This window comes from Sphingomonas sp. CCH9-F2 (genome assembly GCF_001556735.1).
Lineage (GTDB): Bacteria > Pseudomonadota > Alphaproteobacteria > Sphingomonadales > Sphingomonadaceae > Sphingomonas > Sphingomonas ginsenosidimutans.
Map to the genome: position 1 here is coordinate 1 of NZ_LSJO01000620.1, position 21,113 is coordinate 21,113.

17 protein-coding genes are annotated in these 21,113 nt (G+C 67.9%); 10 read left to right on the forward strand and 7 right to left on the reverse strand.

The window, feature by feature from the left end; genetic code table 11:
* The first annotated feature begins 198 nt into the window (after positions 1-198).
* From AX685_RS17340 to AX685_RS17350, 3 genes are read left to right on the forward strand one after another with little or no spacing between them, the layout of a single operon-like run.
* Positions 199-765, forward strand: coding sequence for an SRPBCC family protein (locus AX685_RS17340; protein ID WP_066490853.1), 567 nt, complete (start codon positions 199-201; stop codon positions 763-765).
* Positions 762-1,943: a zinc-dependent alcohol dehydrogenase gene (locus AX685_RS17345; RefSeq protein WP_066490854.1), complete on the forward strand. Its 1,182-nt coding sequence runs from the start codon at positions 762-764 to the stop codon at positions 1,941-1,943. Before AX685_RS17340 ends, AX685_RS17345 begins: the two co-directional genes overlap by 4 nt.
* An 11-nt stretch (positions 1,944-1,954) precedes the next feature.
* Positions 1,955-2,740, forward strand: coding sequence for an SDR family NAD(P)-dependent oxidoreductase (locus AX685_RS17350; protein WP_066490856.1), 786 nt, complete (start codon positions 1,955-1,957; stop codon positions 2,738-2,740).
* A 35-nt stretch (positions 2,741-2,775) separates the two neighbouring features.
* Here AX685_RS17350 and AX685_RS17355 read toward each other — a convergent pair whose 3' ends face one another.
* Positions 2,776-5,079, reverse strand: coding sequence for a glycoside hydrolase family 3 N-terminal domain-containing protein (locus AX685_RS17355; RefSeq protein ID WP_066490857.1), 2,304 nt, complete (start codon positions 5,077-5,079; stop codon positions 2,776-2,778).
* Positions 5,080-5,218: 139 nt separating this feature from the next.
* Between AX685_RS17355 and AX685_RS17360 the strand changes: the two genes are divergently transcribed.
* From AX685_RS17360 to AX685_RS17385, 6 genes are all read left to right on the forward strand, one after another.
* Complete coding sequence (locus AX685_RS17360) at positions 5,219-6,220, forward strand: LacI family DNA-binding transcriptional regulator (RefSeq protein WP_066490860.1); 1,002 nt, start codon at positions 5,219-5,221, stop codon at positions 6,218-6,220.
* A 1-nt stretch (position 6,221) separates the two neighbouring features.
* Positions 6,222-7,640: a glucoamylase family protein gene (locus AX685_RS17365; RefSeq protein WP_066490862.1), complete on the forward strand. Its 1,419-nt coding sequence runs from the start codon at positions 6,222-6,224 to the stop codon at positions 7,638-7,640.
* Positions 7,637-9,166: a tryptophan halogenase family protein gene (locus tag AX685_RS17370; protein WP_066490884.1), complete on the forward strand. Its 1,530-nt coding sequence runs from the start codon at positions 7,637-7,639 to the stop codon at positions 9,164-9,166. The genes AX685_RS17365 and AX685_RS17370 overlap by 4 nt, the downstream gene beginning before the upstream one ends.
* A gap of 197 nt (positions 9,167-9,363) precedes the next feature.
* Positions 9,364-12,351: a TonB-dependent receptor plug domain-containing protein gene (locus AX685_RS17375; RefSeq protein WP_066490864.1), complete on the forward strand. Its 2,988-nt coding sequence runs from the start codon at positions 9,364-9,366 to the stop codon at positions 12,349-12,351.
* 58 nt (positions 12,352-12,409) lie between these two features.
* A complete protein-coding gene (locus AX685_RS17380; RefSeq protein WP_066490873.1) occupies positions 12,410-13,087 on the forward strand; it encodes a DUF6445 family protein in 678 nt (225 codons plus the stop codon).
* 2 nt (positions 13,088-13,089) lie between these two features.
* Positions 13,090-14,925: a family 43 glycosylhydrolase gene (locus tag AX685_RS17385; RefSeq protein WP_066490875.1), complete on the forward strand. Its 1,836-nt coding sequence runs from the start codon at positions 13,090-13,092 to the stop codon at positions 14,923-14,925.
* Here AX685_RS17385 and asd read toward each other — a convergent pair.
* A complete protein-coding gene (gene asd / locus AX685_RS17390) occupies positions 14,897-15,778 on the reverse strand; it encodes an archaetidylserine decarboxylase (protein WP_197418674.1) in 882 nt (293 codons plus the stop codon). The two genes, AX685_RS17385 and asd, sit on opposite strands and share 29 nt — an antisense overlap.
* A 38-nt stretch (positions 15,779-15,816) precedes the next feature.
* Here asd and AX685_RS17395 point away from each other — a divergent pair, with 38 nt between their 5' ends.
* Entirely contained in the window at positions 15,817-17,484 is a 1,668-nt protein-coding gene (locus tag AX685_RS17395; RefSeq protein WP_066490879.1) for an aminotransferase class III-fold pyridoxal phosphate-dependent enzyme, read from the forward strand.
* A 162-nt stretch (positions 17,485-17,646) separates the two neighbouring features.
* Here AX685_RS17395 and AX685_RS17400 read toward each other — a convergent pair whose 3' ends face one another.
* The 5 genes from AX685_RS17400 to AX685_RS22785 all read right to left on the reverse strand — a co-directional run.
* Positions 17,647-18,291: a hypothetical protein gene (locus AX685_RS17400; protein WP_231792280.1), complete on the reverse strand. Its 645-nt coding sequence runs from the start codon at positions 18,289-18,291 to the stop codon at positions 17,647-17,649.
* Positions 18,288-18,935 (reverse strand): class I SAM-dependent methyltransferase, encoded by a 648-nt coding sequence (locus tag AX685_RS17405; RefSeq protein ID WP_066490881.1) that lies wholly within the window; start codon positions 18,933-18,935, stop codon positions 18,288-18,290. Before AX685_RS17405 ends, AX685_RS17400 begins: the two co-directional genes overlap by 4 nt.
* A 311-nt stretch (positions 18,936-19,246) precedes the next feature.
* The gene (gene rpsI / locus AX685_RS17410) at positions 19,247-19,795 is read right to left on the reverse strand and encodes a 30S ribosomal protein S9 (protein ID WP_082741058.1); all 549 of its coding nucleotides are present in this window, start codon (positions 19,793-19,795) and stop codon (positions 19,247-19,249) included.
* Positions 19,795-20,274 carry a 50S ribosomal protein L13 gene (rplM, locus tag AX685_RS17415; protein ID WP_082741059.1) on the reverse strand — a complete coding sequence of 160 codons (480 nt, stop codon included), beginning with the start codon at positions 20,272-20,274 and terminating at the stop codon, positions 19,795-19,797. The genes rpsI and rplM overlap by 1 nt, the downstream gene beginning before the upstream one ends.
* Positions 20,275-20,405: 131 nt before the next feature.
* The coding region (locus AX685_RS22785; RefSeq protein ID WP_197418675.1) for a hypothetical protein at positions 20,406-21,113 on the reverse strand (708 nt) is incomplete at its 5' end.

Here is a 21,113-nt window from a genome sequence, read left to right on the forward strand (position 1 = left end):
ACGCTACCCCGTGGCGATGCCCCTTGCCCCCGCCTCAACATTCGCCACTTGCCCCGTCAGCATCTCAACATTCGCAACATTCGCGGCCGCACCCCCGCTGCCAAGATACGCGCTGATCCACATCAACCAGTTAATTTTTCATCGGAACAGGATCGGCCACCCCGCGCTTGACCGGCTTCGCAACAACGGAGCCGCCCCATGGCCGAACAGCACGACGACGGGTCCGCCGCCGCGTCGAAGCACCCGCACGCCGCGGGCGACGCCTTCGCGCACGATACCGGCGATGCGATCACCGCGCAGGCGGTGACGATCAACCGCCCGGTAGGCGAGGTCTATGCGTTCTTTCGCGATTTCACCAACCTGCCGACCTTTATGGAGAATGTCGTCACGGTCGATCTGCTCGACGACACGCGATCGCACTGGGTGGTCAAGGCGCCCGGCGGCGGCACCGTCGAATGGAATGCGCGGCTGACCGCGCAGGAAGCGAACAGCCTGCTGGAATGGACCAGCGAGGATGGCGCCGACGTCCCCAATTCGGGCCGCATCACCTTCCGCGACGCGGGCACGCGCGGCACGGTGGTGACCGCCACGATCGTCTACGACCCGCCCGGCGGGATCGTGGGGAAGGTGATCGCCAAGATGTTCCAGCGCGAACCCGCGATCCAGGCGCGCCGCGATCTGCGCCGGTTCAAGCAACTGATGGAAACCGGCGAGATCGCCACCCCGGCGATGAACAGGCGCCAGTTCGAGGAGATGGGGCTTTGAAAGCGGTCGCCTGGCATGGAAAGCACGACGTGCGCGTCGACACCGTCGACGATCCCGGCATCGTCAACCCGCGCGACGCCATCATCAAGGTGACGTCGAGCGCGATCTGCGGCTCCGACCTGCACCTGTACGACGGCTACATCCCGACGATGCAGGCGGGCGATATCCTGGGCCATGAATTCATGGGCGAGGTGGTCGAGGTCGGCCCGCAATCGACGCTGACGAAGGGCCAGCGCGTCGTCGTCCCCTTCACCATCTCGTGCGGCAGTTGCTACCATTGCGGGAAGCAGCAATTTTCCGCCTGCGACAACGGCCTGCCCGCCGACAATCAGGATATCGCGCGGGAATTGTACGGTCAGCCGATGAGCGGGCTGTTCGGCTACAGCCACATGACCGGCGGTTATGCCGGCGGCCAGGCGGAATATGTCCGCGTGCCGTTCAGCGACGTCGGCCCGATTGTCGTGCCCGACGGGGTGGAGGACGAACAGGTCCTGTTCCTCTCCGATATCCTGCCCACCGGGTGGATGGCGGCAGAGAATGCCGACATCGAACCGGGCGATACGGTCGCGGTATGGGGCTGCGGCCCGGTCGGACTGTTCGCGATCCAGTCGGCGTTCCTGATGGGCGCCGAGCGCGTGATCGCGATCGACCATTTCCCCAATCGTCTCGCGCTCGCCAAACGCTTCGGCGCGCAGATCGTCAATTACGAGGAAACGGCGGTCTATGACGCGCTGATGGAGATGACCGGCGGGATCGGCCCCGACGCAGTCATCGACGCCGTCGGGCTGGAGGCGCACGGCTTCTTCGTCGACAATGTCATCGACCAGATCAAGGCGTCGACCTTCCTGGGCACCGACCGCGCGCACGCCAACCGCCAGGCGATCATCGCCTGTCGCAAGGGCGGACGCGTATCGATGCCGGCGGTCTTTGGCGGGTTCGTCGACAAATGGCCGCTCGGCGCCTTCATGGAAAAGGGGCTGACGCTCAAGACCGGGCAGACCCATGTGCAACGCTATCTGCCCGCGCTGTTGACCGCGATCCTCGAGGGGAAGATCGACACCACCTTCCTCATCTCGCACCGGATGCCGCTCAGCGCTGGGCCGGAGGGCTATCGCCTGTTCCACGATCAGCAGGACGAGGTGACCAAGATCGTCCTGAAACCCGGCATGGACCGCTGAGGAGAACAAACATGGCAGACACTTTCGCAATTATTACCGGCGCCTCGACCGGCATCGGGTTCGAGCTGGCGACGCTGGCGGCGAGGAACGGCTACGACATTCTGGTCGTGGCGGACGAGCCGCTGATCGATGCCGCCGCGGCCGATTTCCGCCAGTTCGGCACCGAGGTGCGCGGGGTGGAGGCGGACCTGTCGACCATCGAGGGGGTCGACCGGCTGCTCGCCGCGGCGCAGGGCCGGCAGATCGACCTGTTATGCGCCAATGCCGGGCGCGGGCTGGGGCGCGGGTTTCTGGAACAGGACTTGGCCGACTGGCGCCGCGTCGTCGACACCAATATCACCGGCACGCTCTATCTGCTGCAGCGCGTGCTGCGCGACATGGCGGCGCGCGACGCGGGCAAGGTGCTCGTCACCGGGTCGATCGCCGGCTTCATCCCCGGCAGCTTCCAGGCGGTCTATAACGGCACCAAGGCGTTCGTGGACAGCTTCACCGACGCGCTGCGGGACGAATTGCGCGATCACCGGGGCGTCACGCTGACCACGCTGATGCCGGGACCGGTCGATACCGAATTCTTCGACCGTGCCGATATGATGGACACCGACGTCGGCACCTCGGACGGTAAGTCTGATCCGGCCAAGGTGGCGCAGGACGGCTGGGACGCGCTGATGGCCGGGCGGCACTCGATCGTGTCGGGCTGGAAGAACAAGCTACAGGCCGCGGTCGCACATGTCGTCCCGCCCGAAGTGACCGGGCGGATGCACCGCAACATGGCGGAGCCGGGCACCGCGAAGGACTGACGCCCCCCTGCCGTGGCGAAGGGGGCGTCGCGCGGTCAGGCCGCGCGCAGCTCGAACGTCCCTTTCACCCCCTCGGCCTGGGCGGAGGGGGCGATCCACAGGTCGAACTGTCCCGGCTCGACGGTCGGCGTCATCTCCAGCCCGATGAACTCCAGATCGGCACGGGTCAGCTTGAACGTCACCGTCTCCCGCGCGCCCGGCGCCAGCGCCACCTTGCGAAACGCCTTCATCTCACGGACCGGGCGCGTGATGCTGGCGACACGATCGTGGATGTACAGCTGCACCACCTCCTCCGCCCCGCGCGTACCGGTGTTGGCCACCGTCGCGGACACCTCCAGCGTCCCGTCCCACGCCATGGTCGCGGGCAGCCGCAGGTCGGAATAGGCGATCTTGCCATAGGTCAGGCCGTGGCCGAACGGATACAGCGCCTCGTTCAACGTCGTGCGATATTTCGCCTTGTACGGATCGCTCAGCGCCGCCGCCGGGCGCCCGGTCGGCTTGTGCGCATAATGATACGGCTCCTGCCCGCTCTCATACGGGAAGCTGCACGGCAGGCGTCCCGACGGGCTGTAGGCGCCGAACAGCACGTCCGCGATCGCATGGCCGCTCTCCGACCCCAGGAACCACGTCACCAGGATCGCCGGCGCGGCGCGCACCGCGCCCGCCAGCGCCAGCCCGCGCCCGTTCTTGAGGACGACGACCACCGGCTTGCCGGTCTTCGCCACCGCCTCGGCCAGCTCCTGCTGCGGCGCGGGCACGACGATCTCGGTACGCGACTGCGCCTCGCCCGACATGCCTTCCGATTCGCCGATCGCCAGCACGACGACGTCCGCGGCCTGCGCCGCCGCGACCGCCGCCGCGATCCCGCCGGGCAGCGCCTGCTCGACTCCCGATCCCGCGGTCACCGTCACGCTGGCGACACCCGCCGCTCGCACGCCGGCCGCCAGATCGACCGCCTGGGCATTGTCGCCATAGACCACCCATGGCCCGTTCAGATCATGCTGACCCTCGGCAAACGGCCCGATCAGCGCGACCTTCGCCGCTTTCGACAGCGGCAGGACGTCGCCGTCGTTCTTCAGCATCACGATCGACCGCCGCGCCGCGTCGCGCGCCAGCGCCAGGCTCGGCTTGGCGCGGGTGCGCGCCTTCTCGCGCTTCGCGTCGATACGGCGGAACGGATCGTCGAACAGCCCCAGCATATGCTTGGCGGCCAGCACGCGGCGGACCGAGCGGTCGAGCGCCTCCTGCGGCACCGTGCCGTCGCGCACCAGCCCGGGCAGGTGGAGCCAGTAATTGTTGCTGGCCATCGACATGTCGACGCCCGCCAGGAAGGCGATCCGCGTCGCATCGCGCGAATCCTTGGCGAAACCAGCGGCGATCATCTCCTCGTCGCCGGTGTAGTCGCCGACGATGAACCCCTTGTAGCCCCATTCGTCGCGCAGGATCTTCTGCAACAGCCACGGATTGCCGTGCGACGGGATGCCCGCGATCTCGTTGAACGATGCCATGCCGCTGCCCGCGCCGGCGCCGAAACCCGCGCGATACGGCGGCAAATAGACTTCGCGCAGCGTCCGTTCGGACAGGTCGACGCTGTTATAGTCCAGCCCCGCTTCGCCCGCGCCATAGGCGGCGAAATGCTTCACGCACGCCATCACCGCATCGTTCGCCGTCAGGTCATTGCCCTGGAAGCCCTTCACCCGCGCCACCGCGAACAATTCGCCCAGCCGCGGGTCTTCGCCGGCGCCCTCCATCGTTCGGCCCCAGCGCTGGTCGCGCGCGATGTCGACCATCGGGAAGAACGTCCAGTCGATCCCCGCGCCCGCCGCCTCGTATGCGGCGACCCGCGCGGTGCGCCGTGCCAGATCGGGTTCGAAGCTCGCCGCCTCGCCCACCGGCACCGGGAAGATCGTGCGATGGCCATGGATGACGTCGGCGGCGAAGATCAGCGGGATATTCAGCCGCGACTGGCGCATCACCGCGGTCTGCATCCGACGCGCCATTTCCGCGCCATTGCCGTTGAACACGCCGGTGATCCGCCCGGCGACCACATCGGCCAGTTGCCCGTCGAAGCTGGGGCCGTTGCTGGGCGGGTTCAGCGCGGTGGCCACGCCGCCGCCCCAGGCGGCGGGCATCAGGTTCAGTTGCCCGCACTTCTCCTCGATGGTCATCCGCCCGATCAACGCCTCGACCGACGCCGGCAGCCCGCCCGCCTCCGCCGCGTCCAGCATCGCCCGCGCGGGACTCGCGGCCCAGGCCGCAATCGCACCGGCACCCAGCAGCGCGCCGCGCCGCGTGATCGTGCCGGATGCGGGGCGCGTGCTGGTGGTCGTATCGCTCATCCCATTTCTCTCCCTGACGGCTGCTCAGCCGGGCCCGCGGGCGATTCGAAATCGCTTCCACCGAGCCATGTAACCGGTTACGTAGACCTGGCCGGGCAAAGGCGGCAAACGAATTCTGGAAGGGGAGCGTGGCAGGATCATGGCGTCGGCGACGATTCGCGATGTGGCCCGCGCCGCCGATGTATCGGTCGCCTCCGTCTCCCGCGTGCTCAACAACCATGCCAACGTGCATCCCGATATGCGCGAGCGGGTGCGCGCCGCGATCGAAGCGCTGGGATATGTGCCCCATGCCGGCGCGCGCAGCCTGTCGCTGGCGCGCACGCAGGCGATCGGCGTTGTCCTGCCCGATCTGCACGGGGAATTCTTCTCGGAAATCGTGCGCGGCATGGACCGCGCGGTGACGCCTGCGGGCTATCACCTTTTGCTGTCGAACATGCACGCCGATGCCGATCTGGCGGCGCAGGCGCTGCGCACGATGCGCGGGCGGGTTGACGGACTGATCGTGATGGCCCCGCACCTGACCGCCGACGCGCTGGAGGCGGCGCTGCCGCGCGAACTGCCGACGGTCATGCTCAATACCGTTCCGTCGGGCGATCGCGCGGGGATCCGCGTCGATAACGCCGCCGGCATCCGCGCCGCGGTCGCGCATCTGGCGGCGACCGGGCGGCGCGCGCCGGTCCATATCGCCGGCCCCGCCGGCAATGTCGATGCGGTCGCCCGCCGCGATGCCTTCACCGCCGCGATGCGCGACTATTTCCCGGACGCCCCGGTGGAGATCGTCGACGGTGATTTCTTCGAGGAAGCGGGCCTCGCCGCGGTCGCCACGCTGATCGCGGCGGGCACGAACTTCGACGCGATCGTCGCCGCCAACGACATGATGGCGTTCGGCGCACTACAGGCGCTGCGCGACGCCGGGCGGCAGGTGCCGGCACAGGTGGCGGTGACCGGTTTCGACGACGTGCCGCTGTCGCGCTACCTGGGGCTGACCACCGCGCATGTTCCGCTCGTCGACATGGGATCGCGCGCGATCGACCGGTTGCTGGCGCTGATCTCGCCGGGGGCCAAAGGCGCGCGCGACCCCGATCTCATCATCCCCGAATTGATCGTCCGCCGTAGCAGCGGCGCCCCGGAGACCTTCTGACATGACCATCGTCACCGACCGTCGCACCCTCTTGGGCGGGGCCATGGCCGCGGGCGCCGCCGGCCTCGCCCCGGCCGCCGCCGCACCGGCCGCAAACGCGCTGCCGACGTGGTTCGGCGATCTGGAACGGCGCACGTTCGACTATTTCTGGAACCTCGCCAATCCGCGCAACGGGCTGGTGCCGGATCGCTGGCCCACCCCGGCCTTCTCCTCGATCGCGGCGGTCGGCTTCGCGCTGACCGGCTATCCGATCGGTGTGGAGCGCGGCTGGATCACCCGCGCCCAGGCGCGTGCGCGGACGCTTGCGACGCTGCGCACCTTCGACACGCTGCCGCAGGGAGACGCCCGGAGTGGCACCGCCGGGCACAAAGGGTTTTTCTATCACTTCCTCGACATGGAAACGGGACTGCGCTTCCGCGAGACCGAATTGTCCAGCGTCGATACGACTTTGTTGTTCCTGGGCATCCTGTTCGCAGGCGCTTGGTACGACCGTGACGACGCGGACGAGGCGGAAATCCGTCGGCTGGCCCAGCGGATCGTCGACCGCGCCGACTGGCGCTGGTTCACCAACGATCGCGGCACCGTGTCGATGGGCTGGCACCCCGAACGCGGCTTCATCGAGCGCGCGTGGGATGGCTACAACGAAGGGATGATGGTCTATGTCGTCGGCCTGGGTTCCGGCGCGCGGCCGCTGGCGGACGGCGCATGGGATGCCTGGGCGGCGACCTATCCCGCCTTCTGGCGCGGCGAAGGCACGACCCGCCACCTCGCCTTCGCGCCGCTGTTCGGCCATCAGTACAGCCAGATGTGGATCGATTTCCGTGGCATTCGCGATGCAACGATGCGTCGCGAACGCCTCGACTATTTCGAGAACAGCCGCCGCGCCACCTATGCCAACCGGGCTTATTGCATCGCCAATCCGATGCGCTGGGACGGCTATGGCCGCGACATCTGGGGGCTGACCGCCTGCGACGGCCCCGCCGACGTCACCCTGCCGTTCAAGGGGCGGCAGGCGACCTTCTACGGCTATGCCGCGCGCGGTCCGCTCGGCCAGCCGGACGAGCGCGACGACGGCACGATCGCCCCCACCGCCGCGCTCGGCAGCCTGGCGTTCGCGCCGGAAATCGTCGTGCCGGCCGCCAACGCCATGCGCCGCTGGCCGGGCCTGTACGGCCGCTACGGCTTCCTCGACAGCTTCAACCCCAGCTTCCGCTATGATGTGCCCACGGTATCGACCGGCACGGTCAGCAAGACGAGCGGCTGGATCGCCAAGGACTATCTGGGCATCGACCAGGGCGCGATCCTGGGCGCCATCGCCAACACCCGCGACGAAGGCGTCTGGCGGGTGATGCGCCGCTCGCCCGTGATCCGCCGCGGGCTGGAACGTGCGGGCTTCACCGGCGGATGGCTGGCGCGATGAGCGAGACAAGCCGCGCGGTGCGCAAGGTCACGATCGTCGGCGGCGGCACCGCGGGGTGGATGGCCGCCGCGCTGCTGTCGCGGCTGTTCGCGGGCGGCGGGTTCGATATCCGCCTGATCGAATCGGACGAGATCGGCACGATTGGCGTCGGCGAGGCGACGATCCCCGCGATCCGCACCTTCATGGAACTGGCCGGGCTGGACCAGGTGGAGATGATCCGCGCGACCCAGGCGACGTTCAAATTGGGCATCGAATTCGTCGACTGGCGCGCGAAGGGGATCAGCTACATCCACGGCTTCGGCACGATCGGCCAGGATCTGCTGTGGCTGCACACCCATCAATTCTGGCTGAAATATGCCGCGCGCGGGCAGGCGAAGCCGTTCGACGCCTATGCGCTCAACTGCCTGGCGGCGCGCCGCAACCGCTTCTGCATGCCCGATGCGCGCAACCCCGATTCGCCGCTGGCGGGGCTGGACTATGCCTATCATTTCGATGCCTCGCTGTTCGCCCGGCATCTGCGCGCCCAATCGGAGGCGCGCGGCGTCAGCCGGATCGAGGGGCGGATCGTCGACACCATCTGCCGCGGCGAGGACGGGCATGTCGACCATGTCGTGCTGGCGGAGGGGCGCACGGTCGACGGCGACCTGTTCGTCGACTGTTCGGGAATGCGGTCGCTGCTGCTCGGTCAGGCGCTGGGCGTCGGCTATGAGGACTGGCGCCACTGGCTGCCGTGCGACCGCGCGCTGGCGGTGCCCTGTGCCAGCATCGCGCCGCTGACCCCCTATACCCGCTCCACCGCGCGCGACGCCGGCTGGCAATGGCGCATCCCTCTCCAGCACCGCATCGGCAACGGGCATGTCTATGCCAGCGATCACATTTCCGATGATGATGCCGCCGCCACGCTGCTCGCGAACCTCGACGCCGCACCGCTCGCCGATCCGCGGCCGGTCCGCTTCGTTCCCGGCCGGCGCCTGCGCGCGTGGGACAAGAACGTCGTTGGGATCGGCCTGTCGAGCGGCTTCCTGGAGCCGCTGGAATCGACCAGCATCCACCTGATCCAGACCGCCCTGCTGCGCCTCGTCGCGCTATTCCCCGGCGAGGGCGTGAAGCCCGCCGACGTCGCCGAATACAATCGCCAGACGGCGTTCGAGATGGCCGACATCCGCGACTTCATCATCGCGCATTACAAGGTGACCGAACGCGAGGACACGCCGTTCTGGGCGTACGTGAAGCATATGGCGATCCCGGATTCGCTGGCCGAGCGGCTGGAGCTGTTCCGCACCTCCGCGCGCTTCTTCCTCCATTCGCGCGCCGAGCTGTTCCGTGAGGAAAGCTGGGTGCAGGTGCTGATCGGCCAGGGACTGGCGATGCGGCACGATCCGATGGTCGATCTGATCCCGGACGCCGATGCACTGGCCTATCTGCGCGATATCGAGGCGGTAATCGACGACGTGTCGGCTCGGATGCCCGATCACGCCGCCTTCGTGGCGCGCAACTGTAGCGCGGCGGCCACACCCTCGCGCTGAGCGCCGCCGCCGTAGCAACGTGCGGCCGAAGCGGATTGACTTTCGAGCGGCTTTGGCGCTTCCAGAGCGGGACGGAACAGGGGATTGTTCGTCGCGTGGTGTAACCGGTTACGGGCCGAAACCCGGACTGGTTCTAATGATGATTTGTAACCGGTTTCACAGGACCGGTATGGGGAGGAACTGAAATGCGGTCTCGCTTGCTTTCGCGTCATGCGTTCGCGCTGGGCATCTCGTCCGCCGCGATGGCATCGCTTTTCGTCGCGCCGACGGCCGTTGCGCAGACGGTCGGCACGATCCAGGGCAGCGGCGCCCCGGCGGGTGCGACGGTGACGGCGACCGACACGGTGACGGGGCGCTCGGTCACGACGACCGCAACCGCCGCCGGCACGTTCACGCTCGCCGGCCTTCGCCCGTCCAGCTATCAGGTCAAGGCGGGCGAGCGGTCGCAGTCGGTCACCGTTCCCGTCGCCACGGTCGTTACCGTCGATCTGACCCCGGTCCAGGAGGTTCAGGCGGGGGACGTGGTGGTCATCGGTCGGCGCCCACGCGCAGAGGTGCGCACCGCCACGATCGCCACCAACGTGTCGCCGCAACAGATCGAAAGCCTGCCGCAGACCCAGCGTAACTTCCTGAACTTCGCCGCGCTCGCCCCCGGCGTGACGCTGAACCCCGACGTCAACAACGCGCGCATCCAGTCAGGCGGCAACAGCTCCGAGAACATCAACGTGTTCATCGACGGCACCAGCCAGAAGAACAACGTCGGCTTCGGTGGCGTCGCCGGCCAGAATTTCTCTGGCGGCAACCCCTTCCCGCAGTCGGCGATCCAGGAATTCCGCGTCGAGACGCAGAACTACAAGGCCGAGTTCGAGCAGGCCGGGTCGGCGATCATCACCGCGGTCACCAAGACCGGCGGCAACAAGTTCCACGGCGGCGTGTTCGGCACCTTCATTCCGAAGGCGTGGTTCGGTCGGCCGTATTTCGAACGCCCGGGCAACGCGAACAACCCCGGCTTCCCGTGCGCAACCGATCAGACCAAGACCTGCTTCAACGAGAAGCCGGACTATAAGCGTTATGAATTCGGCGCCGACCTGGGCGGACCGATCATCGCCGACAAGCTGCATTTCTTCGCCGCCTACGAAGGGACGCGCCGTACCAACCCGGCGATCATCGTCACCACCGGCGCTGGCATCCCGTCGCAGCTTTCCAGCCTGCTGGCGGGCACCTTCGCGGCGAAGTTCAACCAGAACCTGTACTTCGGCAAGCTGACGCTGTTTGCGTCCGAGGCCGATACTATCAACGCGAGCTATTTCCGCCGCGAGGAACAGGACCTTCGCGACTATGGCGGCAATCGCGCGTTCGAGAACGGTCGCGACATCGGCACGCAGAGCGAGAACTACCAGTTCGAGTGGAACCACCGTGCGGACAATTGGCTGAACGAGCTGACGCTCAGCAAGTTCAAGAGCTTCACCGGCACGCCGACGATCACGACCGGCCCGGAATATCTCATCACCGCCAACAACACCGGTGGCGGCGACCTGCTGTTCTTCGGCGCGAACTCGTTCCAGCAGGCGAACGACCAAAGCGCTGACACGCTGCGCAACAACTTCACCTACACCGGTGCCGAGAACCACGTCTTCAAGGCCGGCGTGCGCGTTTCGCGCGTCACGCTCAGCCGTGTCGAAGATGCATTCGGCAACGGCCAATATCGCTTCGCCGCGCCGAACTTCACCACGCTTGCCAACAGCATCCCTTATGCGGCGACGATCTCGCTTCGTCCCCCGGAACCGCTGGAAGCCAAGAACACGCAGGTCGGCCTGTTCATCCAGGACGACTGGACGATCAACGAGCATCTGACGCTCAACGCCGGCCTGCGCTGGGATTACGAGTCGAACAATTTCAACAACAAGTATGTGACGCCGGAAAAGATCGCGACCGCACTGCGCAACTACCAGCCGTGGAAGGCCGCGGGTATCGATCCCGAGCGGTACATCACCGACGGAACGAAGCGCGATCCGTTCAAGGGCGCATTCCAACCGCGCATCGGGCTCAGCTACGACGTCAACGGCGACCGCGATCTGGTGTTCTTCACCGGCGCCGGCCGCTACTACGATCGCAACATCTTCTACCTCGCCAGCCTCGAACGACTTTTCAACAACGTTCGTAGCGACATCAACGTGACCTTCTGCGGCGAGAACGGTTTGCCCGCCTGCCCCGCCGGAACGCCGACGACGCCGGGCGCGGCCGCCGGCAACGGCGTCTTCCGCTGGAACCCGGCGTTCCGCGATCCGGCGGCGCTGCGCAGCGGTGTCGCATCGGGCGGACTGTCGGGCGACATCTGGGTCATCAACAACGACGTGAAGGTGCCCTACACCGACCAGTTCACGCTGGGTGTGCGCAAGCGGCTCGGCGCGGTCCAGACCTCGGTGGCGGTCGCGCACAACCGCTCGCACAATTCGTTCATGTATGTGCGCGGCAACCGCCAGACCAACGGCAATTACACCGATGGCGGCGATGCGTGGATCCGCGATCCGGGCGCGATGAGCCCCGACATGTTCGTCCCCGGCTATACCGGGCGTCTGAACATCGGCTCCTCGATCGGCGAGCAGCGGTACACCGCGCTCTTCGTCACTGCGGAGAAGGGCTACACCCGCGAATCCGGCTGGGGCTTCACCACGGCGTTGACGATTTCCGATGCCAAGTCGAACGTCGGCCGCGCCTTCAACGAAGCCGAGATGTTCAACGCCGGTCGCCAGGACGCCTTCGGCTGGCAGCCGACCGCGGGGCTGGAGCGGTGGCGATTCGTTGGCACCGCGATTGGCGACCTGCCGCTCGATTTCCAGCTGTCCGGCACGCTGACGCTGGCGTCGGGGCCGCGCTTTGGCAACGTCAATTTCGACGTCAAGCCGCCCAACTGCAGCGGCTGCCTCTACTTCAACGACGGCGGCCCGCTGTCGCCGAAGCAGGACATTGCGTACAAGAACCTCGACCTGAAACTCGCCAAGCGGTTCCGCACGCCCTGGGGGCATGAGTTGCAGGCCGATCTGTCGGTCTTCAACGTCTTCGACTGGGTGAACCGGACCTACAGCACCTGGGGTGCAGGGTCGGGCGCGAACCCACCGCTCGAAGAGAACGGCACGATCGGCTACGCCCGCTCGTTCCAGGCGGGGCTGAAGTACCGCTTCTGATCCGGTCGGGGCGATCGTGTGACGATCGCCCCGTTCCTGTTCCACCGGGAGAGCGGCGATGGTCCCGCAGCTGCTTCGCTTCGGGAAGGGCGAGCATCGCGTCGTCCAGCTCGACGGGCTGGATATCGATCCCGCCGGCGTGGTCGATCTCGCCGCCGCACTCGCGCCCTTCCCACGCGTGCCGAACCCCAATTATCCGGGGGTGCGCCGCGTCCTGCATGAGGCGGACGGCGGCGCCTTCGCCTACGCCTGTTCGCTGCTGGAGGCGTGTGCGCCCTATATCGGCGGCGCGTTCGACATGGACGGGTTCGACCTGATCGAGGCGAGCTTCTCGATCGTCACCACGCCGCCCGGCCGGCTTGCCCCGGCGCAGCGCGCGCCGCATGTCGATTCCACCGATCCGCGCTATCTGGCGGTGATGCACTTTCTGGGCGGCGTCGCGGGCAGCGGCACCGCCTTCTACCGCCAGCGGTCGACCGGGATCGAGGCGGTGACCCCCGCCACACTCGCCACCTTCGTCGCCGCGGCGCGGCGGGAATCGGCGACACTGGACGGCTATATCCACGGTAGCAATGCCGCGTTCGAGGAGATCGGGCGCGTCGCCGCCGTGCCGGGGCGCGTCCTCATCTATCAGGGCGCGCTGCTCCATTCCGGCATCATCCCGCCCGACCTGCCGCTCGATGCCGATCCGCGCCGTGGCCGGCTGACCGCCAACCTGTTCGTCAAAGGGCAATGACCATGCACCGCTCCCTCGCCACCGGCGCGCTCCTCCTGTCGCTGCCCGTCCTTCCCGCCCCGGTAGCGGCCAAGACCTACGCCAATCCGATCGACGTCGATTATCGCTACAATTTCGAACAGACCAATGAGGGGATTTCGTACCGCACCGGCGCCGATCCGGTGATCGTGCGGTTCAAGGGTGCCTATTACCTGTTCCTGACGCTGGCCGACGGATACTGGCGGTCCGACGATCTGGTGAGCTGGCGCTTCGTCACGCCCAGCCGCTGGCCGATGAACAGCATCGTCGCGCCCGCGGTCACCTCCGACGGCGACCGGCTGCTCATCATGCCGTCGATGACCGATCAGGGAACGATCCTGTCGACCAGCGACCCGGCCAGCGGGAAGCTCGACTTCTTCGTACGGCGGATGCCGGTGCTGCCCGGTGCGGTGAAATCGGGGCTGGAGGATACGATCAAGCCGGGGCAGATCCCGCCGGGGCCATGGGACCCCGCGCTGTTCCGGGACGACGACCGGCGCTGGTATCTCTACTGGAATTCCTCGAACGTCTTCCCGCTGTACGGCGCGCCGGTGACCTTCGCGGACGGGCGGATGCGGTATGACGCGCCGGCCGCGCCGCTGCTGTCGCTCCACCCGGATGTGCATGGCTGGGAACGCTTCGGGCAGGACCACAGCGGCGGGCTGCCCGACGGCACGCCGATCAAGCCGTTCATGGAGGGCGCGTGGGTCAACAAGGTCGGCGGGCGCTATTACCTGCAATATGGTGCGCCGGGGACGGAGTATAACGTCTACGCCACCGGCGTGTATGTCGCGGACAGGCCGCTCGGGCCGTTCACCTATGCGCCGTATAACCCGGTCGGGTACAAGCCGGGCGGGTTCGTTCAGGGTGCCGGACACGGCTCCACCTTCCAGGACGCCTATGGCAATTGGTGGAACACCGGGACGCCGTGGATCGGCTATAACTGGACGTTCGAGCGGCGCGTGGGGATGTGGCCGGCGGCCTTCGCGGCGGACGGGCAGATGTCGGTCTCGACCCGCTTCGGTGATTTTCCGCACCGCATGCCCGACGGGCCGGTCGCCGACCCGGAATCGCTGTTCACCGGCTGGATGCTGCTGTCCTACCGCGCCGCGGCGACCGCTTCGTCGACCCAGGCCGACCACCCCGCCGCCGACGTCACCGACGAAAACCCGCGCACCTTCTGGCTGGCAGGTGCCAACCGAGCGGGCGAGACGCTGACGCTCGACCTGGGCGCGATCAAGACCGCGCGCGCGGTGCAGGTGAACTTTGCCGACTACAAGTCCGGGCGATTCGGCGATGCCGACGACATCTACACCGATTTCCGACTGGAGGCGTCGCAGGACGGCACGCACTGGGAGACAATCGCACAGACCGAAAGCGGCGCTGACCGGCGCGACCGGCCGAACGCCTATTTCGAGCTGCCCCGCCCCGTTCCGCTGCGCTACCTGCGCTACGTTCACGGCCATGTCGGCGCGGCCAACCTTGCGATCGCCGACATTCGCGTGTTCGGCAGCGCCGGCCGCACGGCGCCCGCCCGCCCTGCCGGTGTCACGGCCACGCGCGACCGCGACCCGCGCAATGCGCGCATCGCCTGGGCGCCGGTGAGGGGCGCGACCGGCTATAACGTGCGCTGGGGCATCCGCCCCGATCGCCTGACGCTGACCTATCAGGTGTTCGCCGATGCCGTGAAGACGGACGGCGCGCGCTCGTATCTCGACCTGCGCGCGCTCGACGTCGGTCAGGATTATGTCGTCGCGGTGGAGGCGTTCAACGACAGCGGGGTCTCCCCGCTCAGCCGGCGTCGCCCGCTGCGCCGCTGACCCGCGCGAGCGGCATGCCCGCGCGGATCGGCGCGCCCTCGGCCAGCGCGGGGTCGAGCGTCACCCCGCGCGGCACGAACACGATGATGGTCGAGCCATGCTCGAACCACCCCATCTCGTCCCCCTTCGCGGCACGCGCGGTGCAGGGAACGCGCGCGCTGCCCTGTTCGCGCAGCGACCGTTCGGTGTCCATGAACCCCAGCCGGATGCTCGCCACCAGGATCGCGGCGACCGGCACCAGCAGCATCGGCATGCTGGTCGAATCCAGTCGCGTCTCGATCACCGCGCGCTCGTTGCGGCAAAACAGCCGCTCGACCCGCTTCAACGCGATCGGGTTCACGTTCCAGCAGTCGCCCGACAGATAGGTCACCCCCTCCACCGTCAGGTCCGCGGGCGCGTGGAAACGGTGATACATCGCCGCCGTCAGCCGCAGCGTCACGAACGACCCGTCGCGATAGCGCTCGACCAGCGCGGCGTCGGGGATCAAATCGCCGAGGCGATAGGGAAAGCCCTTCACCTGATAGACGCGGTCGCCCTCGATCCGCCCATGCGCGCCGACGATCGCGTCGCACGGGCTGGCGATCACCGCCGGATCGGCGTCGAACACGCGCGCACCGGGGCGCAGCCGCCGGACGAAGCCGTCGCGCAGGCTGGCGAAGCGCGTCGTTTCCGCATCCGACAGGTCCACGTCGGAGAAGAACCGCCACGCCGCCACCGCCGGCCGCGCGACCAGCGGATGCTCGATCGCCGCGATCCGCCCGACGATCCGGGTCGCCAGCCGCCGCGGGATGCGGTTGGTCAGCAGGAAATTCAGGTCCTCCTGCATTAGCAGGCGAAGGAAAGCACCGCGCATTGTCACACCTGCGTCATCGTGAGGGAGTGGAAGGCGCCATGCAGAACAGCAAGCTTGCCGCCGCCATCACCGCCAGTGTCGCCGGCGCCGCCGCCGGGATCGTCGCCGTCGCCAAGGCGCGCGCGCGCCTGCGCCTGTCGCGTGCCAAGCATCCGTCGCTGGGCGGACACGTCCGCATGGCCAAACGGGTGGCGGGGCAAATCCCCTTCTACACCCACCCGGAGAAATCCTTCTTCCGCGCCGATGGCGCCGATGACGCGGTCGCCGCGCGCCGCCGCGACGGGCTGCAACGCCTGTCGGTGCTGTTTGCGCAGCGTTTCCCGAAGACGCTGGCGCTGACCGCCGAGACGCGCACCGGCCTGTCCGATCTGCAGTTCACCGGCCGTTATCGCGTGCCCTTCCCGTTCAGCGCGGTCGTCCGCGAGAAACTGCCCAGCGGCGCCTTCCTCGAACGGTCGGACGGCGCGTGGCTGGTCGACCTGGACGGCAACCGGATGATCGACCTGACCGGATCGTACGGCGTCAACTTGTTCGGCAACGATTTCTACAAGGCGACGATGCGCGAGGCGCTGGAAACCGCCGAGCCGCTGGGCGGCGTGCTGGGCGCGTTCCACCCCGTCGTCGCCGACAATGTCCGGCGCCTGCGCGACCTGTCGGGACTGGACGAGGTGTCGTTCCACATGTCCGGCACGGAAGCGGTGATGCAGGCGGTACGGCTTGCCCGCTACCACACCGGGCGACGCCGGCTGGTGCGCTTCGCGGGCGCCTATCACGGCTGGTGGGGCGATGTGCAGCCGGGGATCGGCAACCCGATCCCCGCCGACAACACGCTGACGCTCGCCGACATGTCGGAACGCACGCTGGAGGTGCTGGCGACGCGCAAGGATATCGCCTGCGTGCTGGTCAACCCGCTCCAGGCGCTCCACCCCAATGCCGGCGCCCCGTCGGACAGCCAGTTGGTCGACAGCGCCCGCCGCGCGGGCGCCGATCTGGACGCCTATGCCGGCTGGTTGCGGCGGCTGGCGTCGGTGTGCCGCACCAATGGCATCGTCCTCATCATGGACGAGGTGTTCGTCGGCTTCCGCCTGGCGCCGGGCAGCGTCGCGCGCCGCTTCGGCCTGCAACCCGACATGATCACTTGGGGCAAGACGCTGGGCGGCGGCCTGCCGATCGGGGTGCTGACCGGGCGTGCCGAGCTGATGAAGCGGTGGCGCGACGATCGCCCGATCGACATCTGCTTCGCGCGCGGCACATTCAACTCGCACGCCTATGTCATGGCGGCGACCAACGCCTTCCTGCGCCGGCTGGAGACGCCGGAGATCCGCGCGTTGTACGATGGCCTCGACGACCGCTGGGACTCGCGCGCCGCGCGGCTCAACGCGATGCTCGCCGACGCCAGACTGCCGGTCGGCGTCGCCAATCTCTCGACGATCTGGACGGTGCTCTACACCCGCCCGTCGCGCTACAACTGGATGCTGCAATACTACCTCCGCGCCGAGGGGCTGGCGCTCAGCTGGGTCGGCACCGGTCGGCTGATCTTCAGCCTCGATATCGACGAGGCGCTGTTCGACGAGATCGCCCGCCGCTTCGTTGCAGCGGCGCGCGCGATGCAGGCGGACGGCTGGTGGGACGGCCCCGAGGCGACCGACAAGCAGCTGCGCCGCCGTGCGCTGAAGGAGGCGTTGCGCGCGCGGCTGGGGCGCTAGCGCCTTCGTCAGACGCTCGGCCCGCTCTGCGCGCCCTGAACCACGGCGTCATCCCAGCGCAGGCTGGGATCTCCCGCCGTTCACGCGGGACAGGAGCAGCGGGAGGCCCCGGCCTGCGCCGGGGCGACCGCGCACTGAGGTTACCCGTCGGACCGCCCCGCCTCACACCGCAGCGTGATGGTCCGATCGCTGGCCCTTCAGCAGCTTGACCGGCGCGCCGCGATACAGGCGGAAATCGGTGAACGGATCGGTGACGATCTTGGTCGCCCACACGATGCCGGTCTCCAGGTCGCGCTGTATCCACAATTGCGTCACGCGCAGCACGATCGCGCCCACGCCCAGCAACAGCCAGCCGAACCCGACATGCCGCAGGAAGCCCATGACGCCCGCCGGTTCGTCCAGCAACCCGAACAGCGTGGGCTGGATCGCCAGCACGGCCGGCACCGCCAGCCACAGCCCCATCAGCACATATTTGCGCATCAGGTTGTAACCGACCTTCACCTCTTCCTTATATTCGTTCGTGACGTCATTCTCGTGATCGTAGCCCTTCGGCTCGAAGAAGAAGTGCCCCGCCTGACGGCTGGTCATCGCCACGCCCCACGCCAGCAGGCTGGCCAGCGCGACATCGACGAACAACAGCGCATAAGCGGTCATGAAGGTGCAGGCGCTGACGAAATGCAGGCTCTGATTCACCAGATCGTGGTGATAGAAACGGTGGTCGTCCCAGCGCTGCTCTGCCAGCTGCGCGCGGAAACCGGGGTTGCCCTGTTCGTCCTCGAAACGAAGCTTGCGGATCGCCGGCATCATGCGTTCTCCCGCTTGGCGATGCGGACCAGCGAGAAATGCCCCAGCGGCGGGATCTCACGCTTCTCGATCAGTTCGACGTCGCCGCGCGTCGCGATCCAGTCCGTGTAGAGCGCGAACGGGAAGTCGGTGCGGAACCCGAGCCGGCTGGTGATCGGCATCAGCGTCTTCTCGATCGCGCCGCGCACGCCCTGTTCGGCGCCGACACGGGTGGTGATGATGATCTCGCCGCCCGGGCGGCACACCCGCGCGAATTCGTCCAGCGCGCGCGCCGGATGGGCGACCGCGCTGACGACATATTGCGCGACCACCACGTCGAAGCTTTGATCCGCAAAGTCGAGCGCCTCGGCATCGCCGACGCGGATCGCATCGATATTGCGCAGCCCCAGCCGCGCGACGCGATCACGCGCCTTGTCCAGCATGTCCTCGGAAATATCGACGCCGGTCACCCGGCTGCCGGCAGCATAGCCGGGCAGCGAGATGCCCGTGCCCACGCCCACTTCCAGGATGCGTCCGCCGATCCGGTCGGCGGCGCGGATCGCGCTCGCCCGCCCCTGTCGGAACACCGGGCCGAATACCAGATCGTAAATGGGGGCCCACCGGTCATAGGCCTGGGCAACGCCCGCCGTCGTCATCGTCGCTGTCATGTCAGCCGCTCAACCTTACGCTAGTCTGCGCGCGGGGCCGGTTCGCGACCCGACGTCGTAAGGCTGCTGTCGCCGGTTTTCATGTCACGGTGACGACGATTGGGTTACCGGCGCCGTCACCGAAACGACGCGCGACTGACACATGACACAAAAGGGACAGCCGACGCGAAAGGGGCCACCCGTCGCCGGATCGCCCCTCTGCATATCTTTCGACCGGAACGCCGCGCCGTCGGACGGGATCGACCGCGCCGCCCCGCCGTCCGCCGTGGCGCACGCCGGATCGCCATCGCGATCCGACGCCGCCCGCAGCCTTAGCGCTTCGAGAACTGGAAGCTGCGACGCGCCTTCGCGCGGCCGTACTTCTTGCGCTCGACGACGCGGCTGTCGCGGGTCAGGAACCCGGCGGCCTTCACCGGGGCGCGCAGCGCCGGCTCGTACTTAGTGATCGCCTGGCTGATGCCGTGCTTCACCGCACCGGCCTGACCCGAGAGGCCACCGCCCTTGACGGTGCAGACGACGTCATACTGGCCTTCGCGCTCGGTGATGCCGAACACCTGGTTGATGACGAGGCGCAGCGTCGGACGCGCGAAATAGATTTCCTGGTCGCGGCCGTTGATCGTGATCTTGCCCGAACCCGGCTTCAGCCAGACGCGCGCGACGGCATCCTTGCGGCGGCCGGTGGCATAGGCGCGGCCGTACTTGTCGAGTTCCTGCGCACGCAGCGGCGCGCGCTGCACGGGGGCTTCGACCTCACCGGCCAGATAGGCCTCGGCGGAGGCGTCGGCCTGCTCGACCGCGCCCTCGCGCTGCTGCTGCAGCGCGGCACCCAGATCGGAAAGGGACTGGCGGTTGTCGGACATTATGCGCCCACCTTGTTCTTGCGGCTCATGCCGGCGATGTCGAGGACTTCGGGGTTCTGCGCCTCATGCGGGTGCTCGGCCCCCTTGAAGATGCGCAGATTGCGCATCTGCTGGCGGCCCAGCGGCCCGCGCGGGATCATGCGCTCCACAGCCTTTTCCAGCACGCGCTCGGGGAACTTGCCCTCCAGCACCTTCTGCGGCGTGATGCCCTTGATGCCGCCGGCATAGCCGGTGTGCTTGTAATAGACCTTGTCGGTCAGCTTGTTGCCGGTGAACCGCACCTTGTCCGCGTTGATGACGATGACATTGTCACCGCAATCGACGTGCGGGGTGAACGACGGCTTGTGCTTGCCGCGCAGGACGTTGGCGATCACCACCGCGGCGCGGCCGACCACCAGGTCGGTGGCGTCGACGATGTGCCACTTCTTCTCCACCTCGTGCGGCTTGGCCGCCTTGGTGGTCTTCATCAGCGCCTTCATGGGGCTTCAGACCTTATGTTCGCGTCGAAAAGAAAAAGACGCGCCATCCCGCCGGACACGCGCGCCGTTGGCGGTCCCATTGCCGGCGCATCACGCGAAAGTCAACATTTCGGGGGCATTCCTGACGGGTATTATGATACCACAGGGGTCAGGCGGAGGGTGATGGTCTTCACCAGCGAGGCGGCGCCGTCGCGCGCGCGGCGCTCCTCCACCACCTCGCGGGCCAGTCCGGTGCGCGGTTCCAGCGTCAACCGGCGGCGCAGCGCAAAGGTCGCGGCACCGTCCGCGCTGCGGACCTCCGTCGTGACGACGGCGGCGTCGCGACCGGCCCGCACCGTCTCGACGCCGCTCGCACGGCCCGCGCTGCCGTCGTGGCGCGCATAGGGCAGCGTGACCTCGCGCTCGCCCGTCCGGCGCGAGGTCAGGTCCGCCGCGATCACCGCGGTCAGCGGCTCGGCCAGGATCGCGTCGCGCTGCGCGGCGGGCATCGCGTCGTGCAGCCGCAACGCCGCCGCATTCGCCGGACCGATCGCCGCCAGCGCGGCGCGCAGCCGCGCCCATGCCCCGTCGCGATCGCGCACGCCGGTCAGCCGCCCCGCGCGGTCCAGCTCGATGTCCACCGGCATCGCCGCCATGGCGCGCTGCACCGATCGATAGCCGTCGTCGCCGGCCACGCTGTCTGGCACGATCCGCATCGTCGCGACATAGCCCGCGCCGCGCCGCGTAAAGGTGACGATCCGCGTCATCGCGAAGCGCCGCACCCGCTGCCCGTCGTCGCGCTCCTCGATCCGTTCGAGGCGATAGGCGCCGACGGCGGGAGCAAAGCGCGCATCGGCGGG